Genomic DNA, 20,577 nt, shown 5'->3' on the forward strand with positions numbered 1-20,577 from the left:
CTCCGGCGTTCAGATTTCTTCGAGCTTCGGGGCATTGGCAAACGACGTGCTGTCGCGGCCCGTCCGTGAGAGCACGGCGATGCAGCCCGCGCACGCGATCACCGCGCCCAGCGCCGACAACAGCGCGACCGGCCCGCCCTTGAGCGCGGCGACGACGTTCTGGTTCGCCGCCATCGCGACGACGACCGGGATGTACATCGCGCCCCAGAAGCCGACGCCCGCTTCCGTTTCCTTCGGCAACAAGCCCTTCTTGTGCAGATAGAGCCGCAGGAAGATGAGCAGCAGCATCGCGATGCCGACGCCGCCCACGTTCGTTTTCACGCCTATCGCGGCGCCGAGCAGATCGCCCAGAAAAAGTCCCGCCAGATGGCAGAACGCGAGCAACGCAGTTCCGTAGATGATCATTTACCGTCTCCTGAAATTGACTGACTGGCTTCTGACGAGCCGATGTCCGAAGTTGCGATTAGCGCCAGGCCTCGCGCAGCTTGCTGCGCACCGTGGCCGACGCCGCCCGGTGCGGGCTGCCGAGCCGGCTTTCGAGTCCGCGCGACGGATCGGCGCGAATGTCGTCGAGCGCGGCCTCGAGCGCGGTCTCGACCATCGACTGATCGGCGGCCGTGGGGGCATCGGCGTTGGCGGGCGAGAGCAGCTTCCAGAGCAGGCCGAGCGACGCGTAGTTGTCGATGTCATACGCCATCGGCGGAACGTGCGCCGTGAACGCTTCGAGATCCGCGACGGTGCGCAGGGTCACGCGCGCGGCGGATTCCTTGCCCATCGCGTGAACCATCACTTCGCGGTCCGCGAGCGCGATCAGCCGGTTAGCCTGATAGCCGTGCGCGAGAAACGCGCCGGACATCGCGCCGCCGACGATCAGCCCGATCACCGGATGCCCGGCGAGACGGGCGCTCGCGTAGGCGTCGGCGGCGGCGGCGAGCGCCTGATGAATGCCGTAGGCCTCTTCGCGACGCCCATACGCCTGGCTCGGGACATCGATCACGGCGACGATCGCGCGCTTGGCATCGCTTGCTGCGTCCGCATCGATGACTTCACGCACCGCGCGCGCCAGTTGCCATCCTTCGATCAGTCCGACTTCGCCGTTGCGTGCGCACGGAAACGGGTTGTCCGGGTCCGGCACCACCGCGATGAAACGCGCAGGGCGGTCGCCGATGCGCGCATCCGCCACGCGCACGGACGGCGGATAGCCCGGCTGCAACGGTGCGCTGCGGGTCAGCGCGTCGAGCCAGACCGCGCCGCGTTTCGAAAGCTCTCGTGTGCTCATGATGCGAATCCCTTGCCAAAGATGGCGGCTGCCTGTTGCGGCGTGGCTTGCGCGGCCGTATCGATCTGGTCGAGCCGCTCGATGAAGCCGGCCACGCGCTCGCTGCGGCACGCTGCGGGGCGGCCGGCGCGCAACAGGTCGATGACGGCGGCGCGGATCGCATCGGCGTCGTCGGCGGTGAAGACATCGATCAGTCCGGTGCGATGCCGCTGCTCGCAGCCGGTGAAGCTCCAGATCGTCGGGCGGTCGCGCGAGTCGAATTCGGCGATACCGGCTTCCTGCTCGATCACGGCCGGTCCGTTGAGCCCGAGCCGCGCCTCCCGCGTGCCGATCAGATAGCTGCACAGGCCGGCGGCGATCGACATGCCGCCGTAGCATCCGATGGGACCCGCCGTGATGCCGATCACCGGCTGATAGCGCCGCAAGTCGACGATGGCCGCGTGAATGTCCGCGATGCCCGCGAGCCCGAGATTGGCTTCCTGCAAGCGCACGCCGCCGGTCTCGAAGAGGATGACGGCGCGCGTCGGGATGCCGTTGCGATTGTCTTCGGCTGCGAGTTCCAGACTGCCCGCGATCTTCGCCGCCGATACTTCGCCCATGCTGCCGCCCTGAAAGCCGCCGTCGATGCCGAGCACCACGGCGGGCTGACCGTCGATCGTTCCTTTCGCGACGACCGCGCCGTCATCCGACTGCGTGACGATGTTCTGCCGCGCGAGCCACGGCGACGTCACGCGTTCGAAAGGATCGAGCAGTTCGGTGAACGTGCCTTCATCGAGCAGCTTCTTCGCGCGGCTGCGTGCATCGAGTTCGATGAAGCTCTGGCGTTCGAGCAATTGCTGTGCGTCCATGATTCACGCTCCGCCGTTCGATTCGAGTTGTTCGAATACCTGCCCGATGCGCAGCTGCACGACCCCGGGCGTCGCGCCCGCGTCGTTGATTTCGAGCCTTGCAGCGGGCAGTGATCCATCGCCGAAGATGCGTTCGAGCACGGCTTCCCACAGGCGGCCCTTGCCATCGACGGATGTGGTGATGTTCACCACCGTGCGGTTCGCGCTGTTCGCTTCGAGCAGGATTTCGAGGTCTCCGGACGCGACCACGCCCACCAGCGCGCGGCCTTTTGCGGGCTGTCCCGCCGGAAATTCGAGGACGATGTTTTCCATATGGTTTCCTAAGTATTCGGCGATTCGGTTGCTTCGCCCTGGAGCCGGTCGAGAAAGAGTGCGGCGGCGAGCAGATCGGCCGCGCCGCCGGGCGATACGTGGAGTTCGACGAGACGCTGGTCGAGCGCGCGCAGATGACGGCGGCCCGCGAGTGTCGCGACGCCGCCTTCCGCGAGCACGAGGCTTGCGCCGTGCTGCAATTCGGCGAGCGCGTTGCGTCCGCCGCGCGCGAGCACGCAGGTGTCGTCGAGGCTCGCCATGATTGCGAGCAGGGCGTTGAGACGCGCCGACGTTTCGCTGTCGCCGCGCGCACGCGAGCGCGCAAGTTCCGGCAGCGCGACGCGCACCACGTGCGGAAAGCCCGCCTGCGCCTGTCCGCGCGCGCCGCCGACGTCATAGTCGATGCAAGCCTGCTCGCCCTTGTTGCCGGTGCGCGCCGGGGCATGACGATCCTGAACGCGCGCGATCGATCCGGCGAGCGCGGCGACCGCATCCGCCGTGAGATTCGACGGCTCGCGGGCGGCCGCGGTCACGAGCAGCCCGAGGGCCCAGATCGCGCCGCGATGCGTGTTGACGCCGCCGGTCGCATCAAGCATGCGCGCTTCGCCTTCGCGTCCGATTGCGCCGATGCGTTCGCGCAGCGCGGGCATCGGTGCGATGTCGATGCCCGCGCGCGCCATCGCGACGAACGCCGGCTGCAACGCGAGCGCCGAGACGCACATCAACGTCCAGTCGAGATCGTGATGCGCGCCGCGGCTGCGGATATCGACGAGGCCGGGCTTGGGCGCGAGCGTGACTTCGTCGATCAGCGCTTCGACGACGTATCGGCCGAGGCGGCCGGCCGCGTCCGGCGAAAGACAGAGCGGGCGCGCGGCGCTCCTGGCATGGGGATCGCGCATCACCAGCTCCGGAAGCGCGCGGGCGGATCGTACAGCCCGTCGGACCAGTCGACGAGATCGGCCATGCTTTTCGCGGCGAGCAGCGAACGGCTCGCTTCGCTGCGATGAATGCCGAGGTCCTCGGGCAGCGCGACGAAGCCGTCGCGGCGCAGCGCCGGGAGCTTGCTCTTGTCGCTTTTCAGGCCGATCGGCGTGACGCCGGATACCGCGGCGATCATCTCCTTGCGGTGCTCCAGCGAGCGCGCCCTGTACAGATAGGCGATGCCTTCCTCGGTCAGCACGTGCGTGACGTCGTCGCCGTAGATCATCACGGGCGCGAGCGGCATGCCGGATTCGCGGCCGACATCGACGGCGTCGATGGATTCGACGATGGTCGGCTGTCCGCCCGCCTGAAACGTCTCGACCATCTGCACGACGAGCTTGCGGCCGCGTTCGAGCGGGCTGTCCGTTTGCAGCAGGTCGAGCCACGCGGGCGTGGCATGACGGCGGCCGTGCGGATCGTGGCCCATGTTGGGCGCGCCGCCGAAGCCGGTGAGCCGTCCGTGCGTGACCGTCGACGAGTTGCCTTCGCCATCCATCTGCAGCGTCGAGCCGATGAACATGTCCACCGCGTATTGCCCGGCGAGCTGGCACATCGTGCGATTCGAGCGCATCGACCCGTCGCGCCCGGTGAAGAAGATGTCGGGCCGTGCGGCGACATAGGCTTCCATGCCGAGCTCGCCGCCGAAGCAGTGGACGCTGTCGACCCAGCCGGTCTCGATTGCGGGGATGAGCGTGGGGTGCGGATTGAGCGTCCAGTGGCGGCAGATTTTGCCCTTGAGGCCGAGCTTGTCGCCGTAGGTCGGGAGGATGAGTTCGATTGCGGCGGTGTTGAAGCCGATACCGTGATTGAGCGACTGCACCTGATGCTTTTCGTAGATGCCGCGGATGGCGAGCATCGCCATCAGGACTTGCATCGGCGTGACGAGGCGCGGATCGCGCGTGAAGAGCGGCTCGATGAAGAACGGCTTGTCGGACTGCACGACGAAGTCGATCCACGAGCCGGGAATATCGACGCGCGGCAGGTCTTTCGGATCGTCGACGATCTCGTTGACTTGCGCGATCACGATGCCGTCGCGAAACGCGGCTGCTTCGACGAGCGAGGGTGTGTCTTCGGTGCTCGGGCCGGTGTACAGGTTGCCCTGGCGGTCGGCCTTGTAGCCCGCGCACAGCACGACGTTCGGCGTCAGGTCGACGTAGAGCCGCGCGTAGAGCTCGATGTAGGTGTGGATCGCGCCGATTTCGAGGATGCCGTCCTGCAGGAACTGGGAGATGCGCAGGCTCTGCGCGCCGGCGTAGGCGAAGTCGAGTTTGCGAGCGATGCCGCGCTCGAAGAGATCGAGGTGCTCGGCGCGGCTCACGCTGGGAATGATGAGATGCAGGTCGTGGACGACGCCGGCATCGACTTTGGCGAGCGAGCGCGAGAGGAAATCGGCCTGCTTCTGGTTGTTCCCTTCGACGACGACGCGGTCGCCGGGCGCGACGAGCGCCTGCAGTACATCGACGATGCGATCGGTGGGCAGCACCATGCCGTCCGCGATCGATGCGACGCGCGCGAGCCGGCGATGCTTGTCCGCCCGGCGCGTGGCCCAGCGGGATGGGGACTGAGTTTGACTGGACATGGATGCTCTCGCTGAGGACATGAGGCGAGTCTAGAGAGCACGGGATGCCGGTTCAATCAACGTTGGCGGGCGATTGTTATCCGGAGGGTAATGGTTGGGGGAGGGTTTTCCCTGCGTGCTGCTCCCAGGTTCCGCTTTCGACGGCCGATATGCCGATGCCGGCGGGTGAGACGAAGTACGCAAGGAAACGGGTCGGTTCCGGCATCCTCGTGGGAAAAGTCATTCCCTCGATCGAATGGAGCGAACAAGCCGAGCGCGCGCTCGATAACTTGCACTACAACGGAACGCCGACAATGTCGGCATCAGATGACGCACGGTGGCACTGGAGAAACCAAGCTGTTAATGGATCCCGCGCAACACCGGCGCGTGTTCAAAGCGCCCAGTGATTCAGGAACGCGGTCCCGCATCGCGGCGGCTCCAACGCCGCGCCACAACGCTGATTGCTTGCCGCGCGCGGTGCACGGGCTGTCGATAGCCTCATCCCCCGATGGCGCTCCCCTCGATTCCGCCTTAACATCCCTGTTCGCGCACCCGCGCCGCTGCTTCGACACAAAGCACGCCGATCGACCGACAAGCGTGCCCGACCTCATGGAGCCAGATGCGCAATCCGCTCACCGTATATCGCGCTCGCACTCTCGCGGGCAGTCACCCTCCCGCACGGCCGCGTCGGCTGGCACGCCTCGGCCTCGCAACGCTGCTGCTCTCCAGCGCAATCGCCCACGCGCAGTCTTATCGCGATGTGAGTCCCACGCCGCCGCCCGCGTCCCCGCGTCCTTCCACGCCGCCGCCGCCGCCCGAGCCCGCGAGCGGATCGGCGGAAGTCGCGGTGACCGCGCTTCGCGGGCTCGTGTTCGAAGCATCCGCGTCAAAGTCCGCGTCAACATCCGCGTCGACGAACGCCGAGGCGCGCGCAGCCGACGGCCGCATCGTCGCGCGCGGCCTCACGCCGATCGACGACGCCTTCCTCCAAGGCTTCGCCGCCGACCTCGATCGCCCGCTCACGTTCGCGCGGCTCGCCGACATTCGCCGCGCCGTGGTGGCTCGATATCGCGAGGCAGGACTGCCGCTCGTCGATGTCTACGTGCCCGAGCAGGACGTGACCGACGGCGTCGTGCGTATCGCGGTGGCGAGCTATCGGCTGGGCCGAGTGATCCCGCGCGGCAATCGCTACTTCTCCGATGCGCTCCTCACCGGCGACATGCCGCTCACCGCCGGCGATGCGATCCGCGAATCGGACGTCGCCACCGGCCTCGCACTGCTCAACGCGAATCCATACCGCGCCGTCGATGTGATCTACGCCCCCGGCGAGGCCGACGGCACCACCGACGTGATCCTCCAGACCGCCGACCGCTTCCCGATGCGCGTCTCCGCCGGCTACGACAACGCAGGCGTTCCGCAGCTCGGCCGCGACCGGTTCTTCGCGGGCATCGACTATGGCAATCTCTTCGGGCTCGACCAGCAGATCGCCTATCAGATCACCGCGAGCAACGACGCGCTGAGCGGCAATCCGGATATCGAAGGGCGCCCGAACCGCGCGCGCTTCGTCGCGCACGCGCTCAATTATTCGGCGCCGCTGCCGTGGCACGATCGCGTCGAACTGTTCGGCGTCTATGCCCAGAGCACGCCGCGCCTGCCCGACAGCTACGGACAGACCGGCATTTCCGCGCAGGCCAGCATCCGTTACGACTGGCGGCTCACGCCGTTCGCGGGCTGGCAGCAGCAGGCGCAGTTCGGCTACGACTTCAAGCGGTCCAACAACAACCTCGAGTTCGGCGGCTTCCAGGTGTTCAACTCGAACACGCACATCCACCAGTTCGTGCTGGCTTACGAACTGAGCCGCACGGATACATCGGGCCAGACACGCGCCAACGCGACGGTCGTGCTCAGTCCCGGCCGGCTCGATGCCGACAACAACGAAGCCGCCTTCGAAAGCGCGCGGCACGGTGCGACGCCGCGCTACATGTACGCGCAGTTGTCGGCGCAGCGGGATATCGCACTGGGCGGCGGGTTCATCGCATCGGGACGGGCCATGCTGCAATGGACGCCCGATACGCTGTTGCCCAGCGAAGAGATGGGACTGGGCGGCGACAGCAGCGTGCGTGGCTACCTGCCGTATGTGGTGCAGGGCGATCGCGGCTGGAATGTGCAGACGGAAGTGCGCACGCCGCCGTGGAGCATGGGCGCGAGCGGCGTCGCCATTCAGCCGTTTCTTTTCGTCGATGCAGGGCGGGTGTGGAATCGCATCGATCAGCCGGCCGAACCGAACAACGGATCGCTGGTCGGCATCGGCGGCGGTTTCCGCTTTCAGGTCAGCCGTTTCATCAATGTGCGGGGAACGTTCGGCTTTCCGCTGCACGCGGCCGAGCCCGCCGGTTCCAAAGCACCGGTCGGGATGCTGTACATCGTGCTCGGCTCGTGACCGCGCCTGTCACGTCGCGCTATTTGGTCACCTGCCATTGCAGGACCGGATGGGAGACGCCCTCGATGAACGTCCACGTGCCGCCCGGCGCGAAGTTCCAGGTGGGCGCGAAGCTCGACGCCATGCCCATCTGCGCGGTCGTCAGCCCGTTCGCGGCGGGGATGGCCGTGCCGGTGGCCGCGCCGACGCTTTGTCCCGACACTTCGCGATCCCAGTACACGTCCTTGGCGATGTTGCCCACGTTCGTCGACGTGATGCCGCCGACGTATCCGGGCGGCAGCGCCGGCGCGGACACCGCTGCGAACGATTCCTCGATCCTGCCCGCGTTGTAGTCCGTCAGCCCGCCGTCGGTGACGCCGCCGGCGCTCGCGGTCGAATACGATTGCCTGATGATGCCGGTCGTCCCGTTGCCCGCCGCGATGCCGCCCACGTGCGCGTGCGTGCCGCCGCCGTAGTCGCCGCTCGACGACGATTGCACGATGAGCCCCGAGTTCGACAGCGCGATGCCGCCCATCGAGCCTTGCGCATACATCGACACATTGCTGGTGGCGCGCGATATGGTCCCCGAGTTCTCGCCGACGACACCGCCGATTGCGCCCGCGCCGATCTCGTCGGTGCTCATCTCGCCGGTGACGTGCACGTTCGCGACCAGGCCGGCGTTGCTGCCCGCGAGCAATCCGGCGAGCGTGGCCCACGGCGACGCGTAGGCGTTCGTCAGATTGACGTTGCGCACGACGCCCGACCTGCCGATCGCGGAGAACATGCCGAGCGGCGGCGAGCCGGAGTCCGGCGTGGTGCTGAACGAGATGCCGTCGATCGTATGGCCGAAGCCGTCGAACTGGCCGGTGAAGCCGGTCGTGTTGTTGATTGCGATCGGCGTGAATGAGCCCGTCGCGGACAGGTCCTTGCCGAGCGCGTAGTTGCCGTTCAGGTTCTGCGAGATGTTCTCGAGTTCGGCGATCGAATTGACGAGTTGATACGCCGTCACCTGCGTCTTGAGTCCGCTGAAGGGCGCGGCGCTCCACGACGCGGTGCTGCGCAGCGTGCCGGGCGTGAACGCGCCGTTCGAATCGTAGAACGCGGCGACGACGCCCGTGCTCTGCGACCAGTCGATGGTGCCTGCGTTCGTCACGCTGCCGTTGTTGTCGATGCTTTTCGCATCGGCGCGCAGGTACAGGTTGCCTGCGCCGGTGTTGGAAATCGTGGTGAGCGGTCCGAGGAGGATGGAATGCCCGGCGGCGAGCACGAGCGATGCATTGCCGGTCCATCGCAGTGTCGACAGCACGTTGATGTCGTTGTCCGCGTTCACGCGCACCGAGGTGCCGTTCGACAGGCTCTGCGACAGCGCCGCCGCGTTGTGCGGCCCGGCGTTCAGCTCGCTCACGCCGATGTTCCACTTCGCCGCGCTTACCGTGGTGTTCTCGAGTTCCGTGGTCGTGCCGATGGTATCGACTGTGCCGCCGGTGCCGTCGCTGTTCTTTGCGCTGATCCTTTGGTGCTGCTGCACGTCGCCTTGACGCGCGACGAGCCATACGTGGCCATCGCGGCTGGCGGTGCCGGTCGCGCGCAGTCCCGCGTGGCGGCCTGCGAGCGCGTAGACGTTTCCGTCGGCGGCTTCGAGGTGAATTTGTGCGGCGCGGATGAAGCCCTTGTTCGCGACATCGCCGTGCGTGCCTGGCTGCACGAAGACCTGCGTGCCGCTCGATGAATCCTTCAGCAAGACTTCGTTGCCGGTGACGAGTTCGGCGGTCCCGTTGGGCGCAGCGATGTGTCCGGCGTTTTCTGTGTGGGCGAGCGAGATGAGCAATACGTCGCCGCCCGTCGAACTGATTTTGCCGAGGTTGACGATGGAGGCGTTGCTCGTGCCGGAGAAGGTGAGCGGTCCGCCGGCCATGAATGCGTCGTTGGGCGTATCCAGGGTGGCGGCGACGAAGCGGCCGCCGGTCGTCACGATGCCGCCTCGTCCGATGACGACGCCTTGCGGATTGATGAGATAAAAGCTGCCGGTGGCGTTGAGCGCGCCGTCGATGGCCGATGCGGCCGGTCCGGTCACGCGCGAGAGCGTGGCGCCCGAGCCGTTGTTGACGTTGACGCTGTTGCCTGCGCCGATGGAGAAGCTGTTCCAGTCGATGACGCCGCGCGCGGTGCCCTGGGTGATGTTCACCTGGTTCGCGGTGGATGTGATGCTGCCGGAACCCGCGACGAAGTTGCCGTTTTGCGGCAGCGGACCGGCTGCGAAGGCGACTGGCAGAGAGACGCCCATCAGGAAAACGATCGCGGCTGGTCTGGCCAGCCAACCATGAACAGACGACTCATTGCGCATGACGCCTCCCGTTGCGTGGCACACCGAATCGGTGAGTATCGAGAATATAACCTGAATGGATAAATGCAATGGGAGTGCGTTGGCGATGGTGAGCGGTGTCGTAAGCAAGATGATCCCGTGTGCGCTTCGACGGCAGTGCACACGGGGCTTTATTGCATTGCAACAGACACGCGCAGCGCGATGCTTGCCATCACCCCAACCGAATCGAAGTGACATCCGCCGTCAAATACCCCACCGCCGCCCCATACCGATCCTTGTAGTTCGCCCGCACGAGCGGATCGAGCGTCGCCTGCACCTTCGCATGCACGCTTCCCCAGTCACCCGCGTGCTGGAAGTTGCTCATGATGTACGTCCAGCCATTGATCTCATCGACAGCATGCAGCCCCGTCGATTCCGCGCCCGCCGGAGCCGACAGGATGCGCGACAGCATCTTCGTATCGACGTTATAAGCCCACAGGAAGTTATTGACGTGCATGCTGCTGTCCTCGCCGATGAACAGCGTGCGCAGCTTCTCCGAAAACTTGATGTTGTCCGGATTCGCAATCCTCTCCGGATTCGCCGTATTGCCGATCGCATCGGCGGCCATGTCCTCGCCGACGAGCGCAGCCGGCGCGCTCATGTCCACCGGCACCCATTCGCTATCGATCGCCGCGCCCGTCACATCGCGCTGGCCGCTTTTCATGTTGAGCGCATAGACGGCGCCCGAATTGATGGCGCGGTCGACTGCGATATCCACGTTATGCGCGTTGCCCTTGACCATCGACGATACGATCTGCGACATCGCCGTATAAAGCACCTTGTCCTTCGCATTGACGGTCGTGCCTTCGAGCTTCGTGAACCCGAGGCTCGCGCCGCGCAGCGCCGCATAGCGATGCGTTTCCAGAAACGCCGCCGCTTTCTCCATGCCCGGCTTGATGCGAATCCAGTTGTACTTGCCGCTGAAGTGAATGCGCGTATAACTTGCATCGCTCGGCGGATTCCTTTCGTCGGTAACAATGTCCATGATGTCGGCGATCGTCAGCGTGTTCGCGAGCGCCTCGATTTCATCGCTCGTGGCGTGGCCGAGATTGAGCCACGTGAGCGTCGCCGAACCCGCACCCGCCGACGATGTCTGCGTCCACTTCGCGACATACAACGTGCCGGCCGAAAGGTCCGCTTCCTTGTCCGCGACGAACATGAAAAGGCCGCCGTTCGTGGCGTCGTCGCCCATCAGCACGGTGCGCCTGTCGGGCATCACCTGGATCAGCTCGTGCGAGATGCGTCCAAGACAGTAGTGCTTCTTGATCGTGCCGGTGCCGTCCGGATGAACCGTCACTTCGGGAAGATGCCCATAGTGATACGCGCGGGCCTTCGTCGCATCGCCGTAAAGGTTCTGGCTATAGGCCCTGAACTGCGTGTTGGTGGCGAGGGTCGCGGCATCGGGCTCGTACTCTTCGCTCGACAAGTGCGTATTCCACGGTGACAAGCTCGCGCCGCACGTGATCCACAAGCCGTTGGCCTTCGATGTATCGACATTCGCATAGCTCACGAGCGAGAGCTTGCCCGTCGATGGATCCTGATCGAGCGTCAGCACGGCAATGGGCGACGGCAGCTTGCCGTACATGTCCTCGCTCGCACGGTCGCGCGTCGTGTATTCGAACTGCACGACCGCGAACACCGCATTGCCTTTCACGCCCTTGACCGTCGCGTTGTCCAGCCTGATGAGCGACGTTCCGTCCGGGCAATCCGAGAAGAACTGCCGCTCGCTGCCCGCAACAGAACGATCGATGATCGGCTGATTGCCGATGTCGAAGTACCCGCCCGCGACGATGGTCCCGCCCGCCGTGTTCGGCACCACGTCGCCGGTGACGAAGAACGGCTGATACGCGAGCTTGTAGCTGCGCGTGCTGCCATCGGCGAAGCTCGCCGTCATCGTCGATGCAACCGTGGTCGTCGCCATCGCATCCGGATTGGCAAGCGAAGGCGCGGCCATGCTGCCGAACGATGCCGTCGTGAATGCGGCGGCGGCTGCGGGCGTCGGCGCAAGCGCGGTGGCGTCGCTGCCGCCACACGCGGCGAGCAGCGACGTGGACGCGAGTCCGAGCGGCAGCATCGGTGCGCCAGCGAGAATCTTCAGGGCTTTGCGGCGGGAAAGATCGTGGGACTGCGCCATGTGCGGTTTCAATTCCTTGATGTGGGTTGTCCCCGGCGAATCGAGTTCGTGTCCGCGAGCCTCCACGGCCCGCGGTTGCCGGATGACGCAACACTTTAGGAAATGAATGTGAAATGCGTTTGACAGCGCGTTGTAAATCTCTCCCGTGGCTCGACCTCAGTTCATCCCGGGCCCCGACTCGACGGCAAGCAGGTTCAGCACGATGAAGATGGCCGGCTGATTGTCGACGCTGATCGCGATGCCGAGCGTCGCGCTGATCCATCGACCGATCTTCGTGCCGGCGAAGTCGTCGCTTTGCGCGGACTTCTTGACCGTCACGCCGAGCTTCACCGCGCGATAGTGATACGACGGAATGTGATGACGCGCGGCGACGCCCGACAGCCCGCCTTTGCCGCCTGACGACCACCCGAGCGTGCCGGCCAGCACGAGCCGCTCGTACTTGTCGAGGCCCTCGATGAAATCGCGCGCAAGCAGCCGCACGCGCGCTTCGCTCAAGCCGTATTGCACGAGCACCGATTCAACCGGGTCGGCGACCGCATGCGCGTGCTCGTCCACTTGTTGCTCAATGCCGTCGAGTTCGATCGACACATCGCGCTGATAGCTCGCGCTGCGCAGGCAATCGATGAGAAACCGCCTGAAATACGCGCATACGGCATAGCGGGTCGAGGGCGCGCTCTGTTCCCCCGAATGCGATTCCGTATGCCCCGGCTCCAGCCTCAGCACTTTCGAATAGATGAACTGCGCGATCAGCTCTTCCTTGTCTTCCCTGAGCGACTGCAATTCGGGCGGATGGTAGCTGCGCAACGCGCTTCTCACGAGCGTATAGATGGAAACCATTTCGTCGTGCGACAGATGCGTCCTGCGCCGCCAGAGCGCGGCCAGCGTCAACACCGTACCGGCGTCGGCTGCGGCGTTCATCGTCAAGGTATCCATCATGACCCCCCATATCGGTGGCTACGCGAGGAGTATGGTTTTTTCGTACCGATCGTCCAATATGGATTAAGTGATAGCCGTCGCCTAAACTCTCGGGTAAACCAGTCGAGCACGGACCTCCGCCGCTTACTGCCGTTACCCCGGGCGTTGCATGGCGACAAGGGGATGACAGAATGCATGGCGATCGTGAGCAGAAAGAGATCGATAGCGATCTCGCCAACACGCTGTACGCCGCGGACCCCGTCGCCATCGTCGCGCACGCATGCGCGCTCGTCCTTCTCAGCGCCGTCTATCTCACGCGCCCGGCCGACAGGCGCATGATCCTCGTCTCCCTGTTTGTCTATGGCATCGCGGTCGTCACCGCGTCAGGGCTAAGGGCGTGGCGCCGTCATCGCCCATTTGCGTTCGACGTGCGCGGCTGGATCGGCCTTCATGCGTTATCGAACGTGTTACTTCACGGTGCGCCGGGCCTGCCGATATGGTTCGCATTCCAGATGGAATCCGCCGATGCCGTCGCCATTCATACCGTGCTGCTCGTCGCGCTGGCGGCGCTCGCCTATGCGTCGAACGGCCTGTGCGCGATGAACCTCGGCGCGGCAGTCGTGGCGTTGATGACGCCCGTCATCGCCGTGCACCTGATGCAGGCGACGCCCCGCGATATCGCGGTCAGCGCGCTGCTCGCGGCGTTCAGCGTCGCGCTGTGTGCCGCGGCGGGGCAGTATCGGCGGCGTCATCGGCGCATCGTGGCGGCGCTCGCGGATCAGCAGAAGCTCGCCGAAACCATCACGCGCCAGAAGTGCCTGATCGAAGATGCAAGCCGCGCCAAGACGCGCTTCTTCGCAGCCGCGAGCCACGACCTGCGGCAGCCGCTGCATGCGATCGGATTGCTCGCCCAGGCGCTCTGCGAGCGCGGCGCAAGGCCCGAAGAGCGCGAGGAAACGGCGCAGAACATCATCGCGAACGTCGAGGCGCTCAATCACTTGTTCAATCAGGTGCTCGATCTCGCGCGCATCGAAAGCGGCGTGACGCAGGTCATTCCGCAGCACTTCTCCTTGTCCGAACTGCTCGCGCGCATCGACAAGCAGTTTCGTCCGGCCGCCGCCGCCAAAGGGCTCGCGTTCCGCATCGCGCCGAGCGCGTGTGTCGCGAATACCGATCCCGTGCTGCTCGAACGCATCCTTATCAACCTGGTGTCGAACGCGGTGCGGTACACCGAGCGCGGCGCGATCTGGATCGGCGTGCGGCACGGCAGCGATCCCGCGCGCTGTCATATCGAAGTGCGCGACTCGGGCATCGGCATCGCGCCGCACGAGCACGAGCTCGTTTTCGAGGAGTTCTATCAGGTCCCGCTGCCGCAGCACGCGATGCGGCAGGGTCACGGACTCGGCCTCTCGACGGTGCGCCGCCTCCTGCACCTGCTCGGCGGCGAACTCACGCTGCGCTCGGACCTCGGGCGCGGCACCACCGTGCGGGTGCCGGTCAGACTGGGCGAAGCGGGCCTCATCACCGCGAGCCTCACCGCGCCGCCTTCAGTCGGCGCGCTGATCGAAGGCCGCCATATCCTGTGCGTCGATGACGACCCCGCGAACCTCGACGCGCTCAGCACGCTCCTCGCACGCTGGGGCTGCACGGTGCGCGGCTGTCGCGACGAATTGTCGGCGGTGCGCGCGATCGCCGAGGGCTTCGTGCCCGACGCGTTCTTGTGCGACTACCAGATCGGCCGTCATCAGACGGGCATCGATGCGATCGGCGCGGTGCGCGAAACGCTGCGGCGGCGCGGCCACAACCAGCTTGCCTGCGTGATGATCACCGGCGATATGGCGTCGCCCGAACTGTCGGCGCTCGCGGCCGACGGCGTCCCGGTCCTGCGCAAGCCCGTGACGCCGACGCGCCTGCGCCGCACGCTCGATCTGTTGCTGCAGGAGAGCGGGCAGGACGAAGCCGCGTGATAGCCGATACGGCGCGCTCAGAGCTCGCGCCCGGCCTGCAGCCAGCCGTTGATGACCGCGATCGCCGACGAGCGGTTGTGCACCCCGAGCGCCCGGAAGATCACGGACAAGTGGACCTTCACCGTGCCTTCGGCCACTTGCAGTTCGCGGGCGATCATCTTGTTCGTGCAGCCGTGATGCACGAGCCGCATGATTTCGCGCTGGCGGGGCGACAGGTTTTCCATCAGATGCAGATGATGCGGCGCGAGCGTGGCGGCAGGGCCGTTGCTGGATGTGTTCGGCGACGGTGAAGCGGTGCGGGGTGGCGCGACACGCGATCCGCCGATGAGACTCAGCGCTTCGATCGGCACGTACGCGCCGCCGGAGAGCACGAGTTCGATCGCCTTGAGCATCACGTTGGCCGGCTCGCGCTTGGGCACGAAGCCGAGCGCGCCCGCCGCGAGCACGGCGCGCATTTCATCGACGGATTCCTCCGCCGACAGCACGACGAGCGGCAGCGCGGGATTCGCCTTCAGCAGCGCCGTCAGCGACGACGCGCCGGCCATCCCGGACATATGCAGATCGACGATTGCAAGGTCGTGGTTCGCTTCGGGCCGCGCGGCGGCGGCGAGCGTATCCCAGCTATCGGCTTCGTCGAATTGCGCGTCCGGATCGATTCCGCGTAACAGCGACTTGACGGCCTGACGGATCAGCTCGTGGTCGTCGGCGACGAGGAACCTCATGGCTTCTCCCGGCTGGAGGTGTTTGCGCTGGGCAATACCGCATCATTCACTGTGTATCGTCGACGCACAAGTCCGGATCGCTCACGACGCAATCGGCGCTCGGCATCGCGGGACCGCCGCGCACGCGCACGCCCGATTCTTTCGCCGAAATCCGCAAGCCCTTCGGCAGGAGAACCCACATTTGCGCCGGCTGCTTCATTTTGCTCGCCTTCTGCTGCGCGTCTGCCCCGGTGCCGAAGAAGTAGTCCGCGCGGACCGCGCCGCGAATCGCGCCGCCCGCGTCCTGCGCCATCAGCAGCCTCGTGATCGGCGCCCCCGACCCGGACTCGCTCGCATCGATGAAGACCGGTGCGCCGAGCGGCGTCGTGCGGGGATCGACGGCGGCGGAGCGTTCCGGCGACAACGGGACGCCGAGCGCGCCGATCGGCCCGGCGGGCGAATCGGGGATGGGGCGGAAGAAGACGTAGCTCGGATCGGATGTCGCGAAGGTATAGGCGATGGGCGCTGCGTTCGTGCGCGGCGCGGCGGCCTTGTTCGTTGCACGCGGTGAATCGATCTGGGCGACGCCCGCGCTTGCGGTCTTCGCCGCCGGCGATGGCGTGCTCACGCGCGATGGGTGCACCGAAGGCGTCGCGCTCTTTGCAAGGTTGAAGCCGCGCAGGAGCGGCGAATCGGGTGCTTCGTCGGCGGCAGGCTCATCTGCGGCGCCGCGCAGCAGCGGGGATTGGGGCGTATCGCCGGATGCGGATTCCGGCGTGTCGTCCGCGCTGGCCGCGCCTTCTTCCAGCGCGATTTCTACGCCGCGCACGAGCACCTTGCGGCCCTTGGTCTGCGCCGTCGCGACGGGAGGATTGAACGCGAAGCCGTTCTGTTCGGCATAGGCGAGGCGTATCACGCTCGTTCCGTCGGGCAGGATGATCTTGCCTGCGCCCTGCAGTTGCATCGAGTAGAGCATCGCCGGGTCGGCAACGTACGCGAGCACGGGCGCATCGATGCGGCCTCGTTCGATCTGCGCGCGCGACAGATACGGCACGATGCGTCCGCCCGCGACGCGCAAGCGGAGCTTCTTGTCGCGGATGTCGGGGATGCTGTTGCCGAGGTCGAGCGCATACACGTTCTTTGCGCGGCTCATCGACAGGGCGGTCAGCGGGACCACGGTGCGGCCCTCTACGCGGGCCATCGTCGGCTCCGAGCGGGCGCCGGGCGGGAGCTTGCGGGAATCCAGGAAGAGCATGTCGCGGGGGACGCCGTAGACCGGGTACACATAGGGCGGGTCGTAGCGGCGGCTGCCGCGCATCACGGGCTCGTAATAGCCGGTCAGCACGCCGCGTGATGTGCGGTCTACGTTGCGGATCTGGTACACCGTGAAGTTGTCTTCGAAGAAGCGCCTGATGGCCGCGGCGTTCGTCGCGCTGATGCCGCGCGAGGCGGCGCAAGGGGCCGCCCAGGCCGGTTTTGCGGCTAGCACCGAGCAGCTCTTTTTGAACGCTTCCCACGATTCCGATACGTCGTCGGTTGTCCAGCCCGGCACGGTTTTGAATTGCACTGGCGTGTACAGGGCGTTTTTTGTCGCGAATGCAGTCGCGGTTCCTGTTATCGATGCCGTTGGGGTCGCGGGTAATGGGCTCGTTATGCCCGGTTCCGGGCCCGTCGGAGTCGCGGGGATCATTCGGGGTTCTTCCGGTTGGTCTTGTTTTTCTTGTTCTCTTTCTCTTTCTCGTTCTCGTTGTGGGGTTTGTGTTGGGGTTTCTGCCTGCGGCGGGGGAGGGGTCGCGCAACCCGTTCCTAGTAGCAGTGCCACTGCTGAAGCTATCGTTAGAATTCGGGCGCTCGCTGCTCGTTCTGACATGATGTCCTCGACTTCTTTGCGCTATCCTTTTTTTGTTCGAATTGCTTAGCGAGTGAGTTCTGTATTTCCGCGTCGGTCTATTGGCGCGCCCCTCCCCGGGGCGGGGGTCACTTTCTTGGCTGTCGACCAGAGTTGGCGCTTTAGCGCCTTACTCTGGTCCCATGCAAAGAAAGTAACCAAAGAAAGCAGCTTTTCTTCGAACCGCCCAATGCACAGACTTGCGTGACCACTTCGTAGAAGATCGGTGGCACTCAGCTTGTAAAAAGCCCTGAATCACCTTCCACGCCCACTGACTACTGACGTCCTCCGAGCCCCTTGGCTCGTTAACGCCGATCTCTCATTTTTGCTCTGTCGCGGCTCATAGCCACGCCCCCTACTTGGACGATCCAACTACATCGATCATGAACGTCGCCGCCCCATGCTGACCACAGAACGCAAGTCTTTCTCGTACCGCACGATGCACAAATGCGCGTACGCACTCCGTAGAACACGCTTGCAAAGAGCCTTGAATCACCTTCCGCGCCCACTGACTACTCACGTCCTCCGAGCCCCTTGGCTCGTTAGCACCGATCTCTTCTCTTTGCTCGTCACGGCTCATAGCCACGCCCCCCTACCTGGACGATCCAACCACATCGATTTTGAACGTCGCCGCCCCATACGCCACCGGGCACGACGGCGCCTCGCTCCCGCATGACGGCACACCCGCAAACGGCGATGCACTCAGCGTCCGCTGCGCCGCCGCAACCGCCTGCGCCGACGCAGAAACACTGCCGAACACCGAGTCATGCGCCATATCCAGCGCCGAAAAATCGCGCGGAGCAAGCGACACGATCGCCAGAAAATGATTCTCCCCAACCGGCTCGCCCGCCTGCATCGGCCACGCCGCCCGCGGCAACACCACTCGCTTGCCCGCCACCACCCGGTTGTCCCTGTCCAACTCATTCGGGAAAAGCTGCAAATACTGATTCGCAGGATCAACCGCGAAAACATACAGATAGCCAGCACGGTCGCTCGTCACAATGAAACGCAACCTGTCCCGATCCACCACCGCACGCTCGAGCGGCACCTCCACCCTCACCGCAACCGAAGGGTCCGACAACGACACAATCCGCGCAAACTCCCCAGCCGGCGTGAACGGCGGCAACGCAGCCTGCAGCGGCACAACCGGCTCAGACACCGTCTCCGCCACAGACGCCGAGCGATCCGCCGCTAATTCCGTCCCATCCCTCCCATCCGTCCCGCTCGCCGGGCCTTCCACACGGACCGCAGGCGGACCATGCGACATCATCTTCGGCACAAGCCAGCCAAACCCCGCCACGGCCACAAGGACGCATCCCGCGCCTACCACCCATCTCACGCGACGCCGTGCCGTCGCCACCGCACGCGGCGGATCCCTTCCATCGACGACGCCCGCCCCGCGCTCCGCCGATGCCGCATCGAGCACAATCCCCAGCTCGTCGGCAAATTGCCGGTCCGTCTGCGGACGATCGGCCGGCACTACCGCCAGCGCATGATCGACCGCCCTCAGAAAACGATCCGAATATCGTCCCGCCGCCAGCTTCGCAAGCGGCTGATAACTGTCGCTCACCATCCGCCCCACGGACGGCGGCGGCGTCCTGCCCGTGATCGCGTAATAGACCAGCGCCGCAAGCGCATAGTGGTCCGTCCACGGTCCCTGCCTCAGCGACGAGACCTCCGCATACTGCTCGATCGGCGCATATCCCGGCTTCAGGATCACCGTCAGCGCCTGCGTCATGTCGCCGATCACGCGCCGCGCCGCGCCGAAATCGAGCAGCACCGGCCGATGACCGTCGTCCAGCAAGATGATGTTGTCCGGCGCGATGTCGCGGTGAAAGCAGTTCGATGCATGCAGCACCGCGAGCGCATCCACGAGCGGCGTCAGCAGCGCGCGCAGCCACGCTTCGTCGGGCGGCCCCGGCATCGCTTTCAGCGCATCCTTCAGCGTCACGCCACGGTAATACGGCATCACCATGTACGCCGTGCCGTTCGCCTCCCAGAAGCGATACACCTTCACGAGCGACTGATGATCGAAGCGCGCGAGAAGCCGCGCCTCGTCGTTGATGAAACTCTTCAGCCCCGCGCGAAACATGCTCTCGTAGCGCGACGACTTCACCTGCACCTGCGTCGCGCCCACACGCGACGCCAGCGCCGACGGCATGTACTCCTTCAGCGCAACCTCGCGATCCAGCGACGTATCCAGCGCGCGATACACGATGCCGAAGCCGCCTTCGCCGATCAGGCCGAGAATCTCGAATTCGCCGAGCCGCGTGCCGGGCGGCAGCACGCCATCGGTCGCGGTCATGTCCGGCGACGGCGCGCGCGCGCCGCTCACGATTACCGTCCTGTCATCCCCGGCGTTCGCCTCGATGTTCACTTCGGTCCGGCCTTCGTCGCCGTCCTCCGGGACGCGCTCGCCGGGATGCCTGCCGGTGGCGTTCATGATGGACGATCCCGCAGCAGCGTCGTAAAGAGCGCCGTGTCCGGCAGGCCGTACACCGGCCAGATCGTGAACGGCCTGGGCGTCGCGTCCGGTAACTCGCCGGTCTCGTCGGACAGCGGCGCGGCCTGCGCCGACGTCCACATGCTCATGCCATACAGCTCCGTCTGCCAGATGGGGGCGAACGTGCGCGCAAGGGCATCGGGCAGCACGGCCGCCGACTGCACCGTCCACGGCTCGCTCAGCACCGCGGCGCGCGCGTTGTCGGACGGCGGCGCGAGCGCCGGCGCGGGAAGCGCAGCAAGTTGCGCATCGAGCCGCTCGATGCTGTGATCGAAATCGAGCGCGGCCAGCGCGACGCCTTCGATTGCCGACAGCCATTCCCACAGCGCGACGATCTCGCCGCCCCGCGCGGGCGCGCACGGCAGCGACGCCGCGATCGTCAACGGAAAATGCCGGCCCACGCGATCCACCGACGCCATCACCACGCCCGCCCAGCACTGCGTGAGCGCCGGAGCGATCGCGCCCGGCATCGCGAAGAAGCGCCACACCGGACACGTGAGATAAAGCGCGAGCCAGTCTGCGCCGAGTGCGAGCTGCGCCTCCCCGACGCGCTGCGCAAGCCACGCATCCCACGGCGCGACGAACGCATCCGACAAGCGCCGCGCCGCGAAATCGCCGAGCGAAGGCAGCTTCCCGTACCAGCCGGGAATTGCCGGCGTTTCATCGGCGAGGGCGTTGGCGAGATCGTCGCTCATGGGCGTGCATCGGCC

At 65.7% G+C, this 20,577-nt stretch carries 15 protein-coding genes; 2 read left to right on the forward strand and 13 right to left on the reverse strand.

The window, feature by feature from the left end; genetic code table 11:
* Window positions 1-9: 9 nt before the first annotated feature.
* Genes madL through mdcA form a run of 6 tightly spaced genes read right to left on the reverse strand, consistent with a single transcriptional unit; the run spans window position 10 to window position 4,999 of the window.
* Entirely contained in the window at window positions 10-405 is a 396-nt protein-coding gene (madL, locus tag P9255_RS00615) for a malonate transporter subunit MadL (protein ID WP_309768306.1), read from the reverse strand.
* A gap of 58 nt (window positions 406-463) precedes the next feature.
* Window positions 464-1,279, reverse strand: coding sequence for a biotin-independent malonate decarboxylase subunit gamma (gene mdcE / locus P9255_RS00620; protein ID WP_309768307.1), 816 nt, complete (start codon window positions 1,277-1,279; stop codon window positions 464-466).
* Window positions 1,276-2,127 carry a biotin-independent malonate decarboxylase subunit beta gene (locus tag P9255_RS00625; protein ID WP_309768308.1) on the reverse strand — a complete coding sequence of 284 codons (852 nt, stop codon included), beginning with the start codon at window positions 2,125-2,127 and terminating at the stop codon, window positions 1,276-1,278. Before P9255_RS00625 ends, mdcE begins: the two co-directional genes overlap by 4 nt.
* A gap of 3 nt (window positions 2,128-2,130) precedes the next feature.
* Window positions 2,131-2,439 carry a malonate decarboxylase subunit delta gene (locus tag P9255_RS00630; RefSeq protein WP_309768309.1) on the reverse strand — a complete coding sequence of 103 codons (309 nt, stop codon included), beginning with the start codon at window positions 2,437-2,439 and terminating at the stop codon, window positions 2,131-2,133.
* An 8-nt stretch (window positions 2,440-2,447) separates the two neighbouring features.
* On the reverse strand, window positions 2,448-3,338 hold the full coding sequence (locus tag P9255_RS00635) for a triphosphoribosyl-dephospho-CoA synthase (RefSeq protein ID WP_309768311.1): 891 nt from the start codon (window positions 3,336-3,338) through the stop codon (window positions 2,448-2,450).
* Complete coding sequence (gene mdcA / locus P9255_RS00640) at window positions 3,338-4,999, reverse strand: malonate decarboxylase subunit alpha (protein ID WP_309768312.1); 1,662 nt, start codon at window positions 4,997-4,999, stop codon at window positions 3,338-3,340. Before mdcA ends, P9255_RS00635 begins: the two co-directional genes overlap by 1 nt.
* Window positions 5,000-5,597: 598 nt before the next feature.
* Between mdcA and P9255_RS00645 the strand changes: the two genes are divergently transcribed.
* Window positions 5,598-7,418 (forward strand): ShlB/FhaC/HecB family hemolysin secretion/activation protein, encoded by a 1,821-nt coding sequence (locus P9255_RS00645; protein ID WP_309768314.1) that lies wholly within the window; start codon window positions 5,598-5,600, stop codon window positions 7,416-7,418.
* Between the two features lie 19 nt (window positions 7,419-7,437).
* Here the strand turns inward: P9255_RS00645 and P9255_RS00650 are convergent, their stop codons facing one another.
* From P9255_RS00650 to P9255_RS00660, 3 genes are all read right to left on the reverse strand, one after another.
* Window positions 7,438-9,681 carry a filamentous hemagglutinin N-terminal domain-containing protein gene (locus P9255_RS00650; RefSeq protein ID WP_309768316.1) on the reverse strand — a complete coding sequence of 748 codons (2,244 nt, stop codon included), beginning with the start codon at window positions 9,679-9,681 and terminating at the stop codon, window positions 7,438-7,440.
* 250 nt (window positions 9,682-9,931) lie between these two features.
* Complete coding sequence (locus P9255_RS00655; RefSeq protein WP_309768318.1) at window positions 9,932-11,893, reverse strand: alkaline phosphatase PhoX; 1,962 nt, start codon at window positions 11,891-11,893, stop codon at window positions 9,932-9,934.
* A gap of 156 nt (window positions 11,894-12,049) precedes the next feature.
* Window positions 12,050-12,826, reverse strand: coding sequence for a hypothetical protein (locus P9255_RS00660; RefSeq protein ID WP_309789126.1), 777 nt, complete (start codon window positions 12,824-12,826; stop codon window positions 12,050-12,052).
* A 173-nt stretch (window positions 12,827-12,999) separates the two neighbouring features.
* On the opposite strand from P9255_RS00660, the gene P9255_RS00665 reads away from it, so the two are divergent.
* Window positions 13,000-14,775 carry a hybrid sensor histidine kinase/response regulator gene (locus tag P9255_RS00665; RefSeq protein WP_309768319.1) on the forward strand — a complete coding sequence of 592 codons (1,776 nt, stop codon included), beginning with the start codon at window positions 13,000-13,002 and terminating at the stop codon, window positions 14,773-14,775.
* Window positions 14,776-14,792: 17 nt separating this feature from the next.
* Here the strand turns inward: P9255_RS00665 and P9255_RS00670 are convergent, their stop codons facing one another.
* From P9255_RS00670 to tagF, 4 genes are all read right to left on the reverse strand, one after another.
* Complete coding sequence (locus tag P9255_RS00670; protein WP_309768321.1) at window positions 14,793-15,497, reverse strand: response regulator transcription factor; 705 nt, start codon at window positions 15,495-15,497, stop codon at window positions 14,793-14,795.
* Window positions 15,498-15,543: 46 nt separating this feature from the next.
* Entirely contained in the window at window positions 15,544-16,965 is a 1,422-nt protein-coding gene (locus P9255_RS00675; RefSeq protein ID WP_404980224.1) for an MltA domain-containing protein, read from the reverse strand.
* A 991-nt stretch (window positions 16,966-17,956) separates the two neighbouring features.
* On the reverse strand, window positions 17,957-19,807 hold the full coding sequence (locus tag P9255_RS00680) for a serine/threonine-protein kinase (protein ID WP_309768324.1): 1,851 nt from the start codon (window positions 19,805-19,807) through the stop codon (window positions 17,957-17,959).
* Complete coding sequence (gene tagF, locus P9255_RS00685) at window positions 19,804-20,562, reverse strand: type VI secretion system-associated protein TagF (RefSeq protein ID WP_309768325.1); 759 nt, start codon at window positions 20,560-20,562, stop codon at window positions 19,804-19,806. Before tagF ends, P9255_RS00680 begins: the two co-directional genes overlap by 4 nt.
* Window positions 20,563-20,577: the final 15 nt, after the last annotated feature.

The organism is Caballeronia sp. LZ019 (assembly GCF_031450825.1).
In the GTDB taxonomy this organism is placed as follows: Bacteria; Pseudomonadota; Gammaproteobacteria; order Burkholderiales; family Burkholderiaceae; genus Caballeronia.

Bases quoted from the DNA above. Each gene is read 5' to 3' on its own strand.
- P9255_RS00635 (WP_309768311.1), bottom strand. From the start codon at position 3,338: ATGCGCGATCCCCATGCCAGGAGCGCCGCGCGCCCGCTCTGTCTTTCG.
- tagF (WP_309768325.1), bottom strand. From the start codon at position 20,562: ATGAGCGACGATCTCGCCAACGCCCTCGCCGATGAAACGCCGGCAATT.
- P9255_RS00660 (WP_309789126.1), bottom strand. From the start codon at position 12,826: ATGGATACCTTGACGATGAACGCCGCAGCCGACGCCGGTACGGTGTTG.
- madL (WP_309768306.1), bottom strand. From the start codon at position 405: ATGATCATCTACGGAACTGCGTTGCTCGCGTTCTGCCATCTGGCGGGA.
- P9255_RS00650 (WP_309768316.1), bottom strand. From the start codon at position 9,681: ATGGGCGTCTCTCTGCCAGTCGCCTTCGCAGCCGGTCCGCTGCCGCAA.
- mdcA (WP_309768312.1), bottom strand. From the start codon at position 4,999: ATGTCCAGTCAAACTCAGTCCCCATCCCGCTGGGCCACGCGCCGGGCG.
- P9255_RS00665 (WP_309768319.1), top strand. From the start codon at position 13,000: ATGCATGGCGATCGTGAGCAGAAAGAGATCGATAGCGATCTCGCCAAC.
- mdcE (WP_309768307.1), bottom strand. From the start codon at position 1,279: ATGAGCACACGAGAGCTTTCGAAACGCGGCGCGGTCTGGCTCGACGCG.
- P9255_RS00625 (WP_309768308.1), bottom strand. From the start codon at position 2,127: ATGGACGCACAGCAATTGCTCGAACGCCAGAGCTTCATCGAACTCGAT.
- P9255_RS00630 (WP_309768309.1), bottom strand. From the start codon at position 2,439: ATGGAAAACATCGTCCTCGAATTTCCGGCGGGACAGCCCGCAAAAGGC.
- P9255_RS00670 (WP_309768321.1), bottom strand. From the start codon at position 15,497: ATGAGGTTCCTCGTCGCCGACGACCACGAGCTGATCCGTCAGGCCGTC.
- P9255_RS00655 (WP_309768318.1), bottom strand. From the start codon at position 11,893: ATGGCGCAGTCCCACGATCTTTCCCGCCGCAAAGCCCTGAAGATTCTC.
- P9255_RS00680 (WP_309768324.1), bottom strand. From the start codon at position 19,807: ATGAACGCCACCGGCAGGCATCCCGGCGAGCGCGTCCCGGAGGACGGC.
- P9255_RS00645 (WP_309768314.1), top strand. From the start codon at position 5,598: ATGCGCAATCCGCTCACCGTATATCGCGCTCGCACTCTCGCGGGCAGT.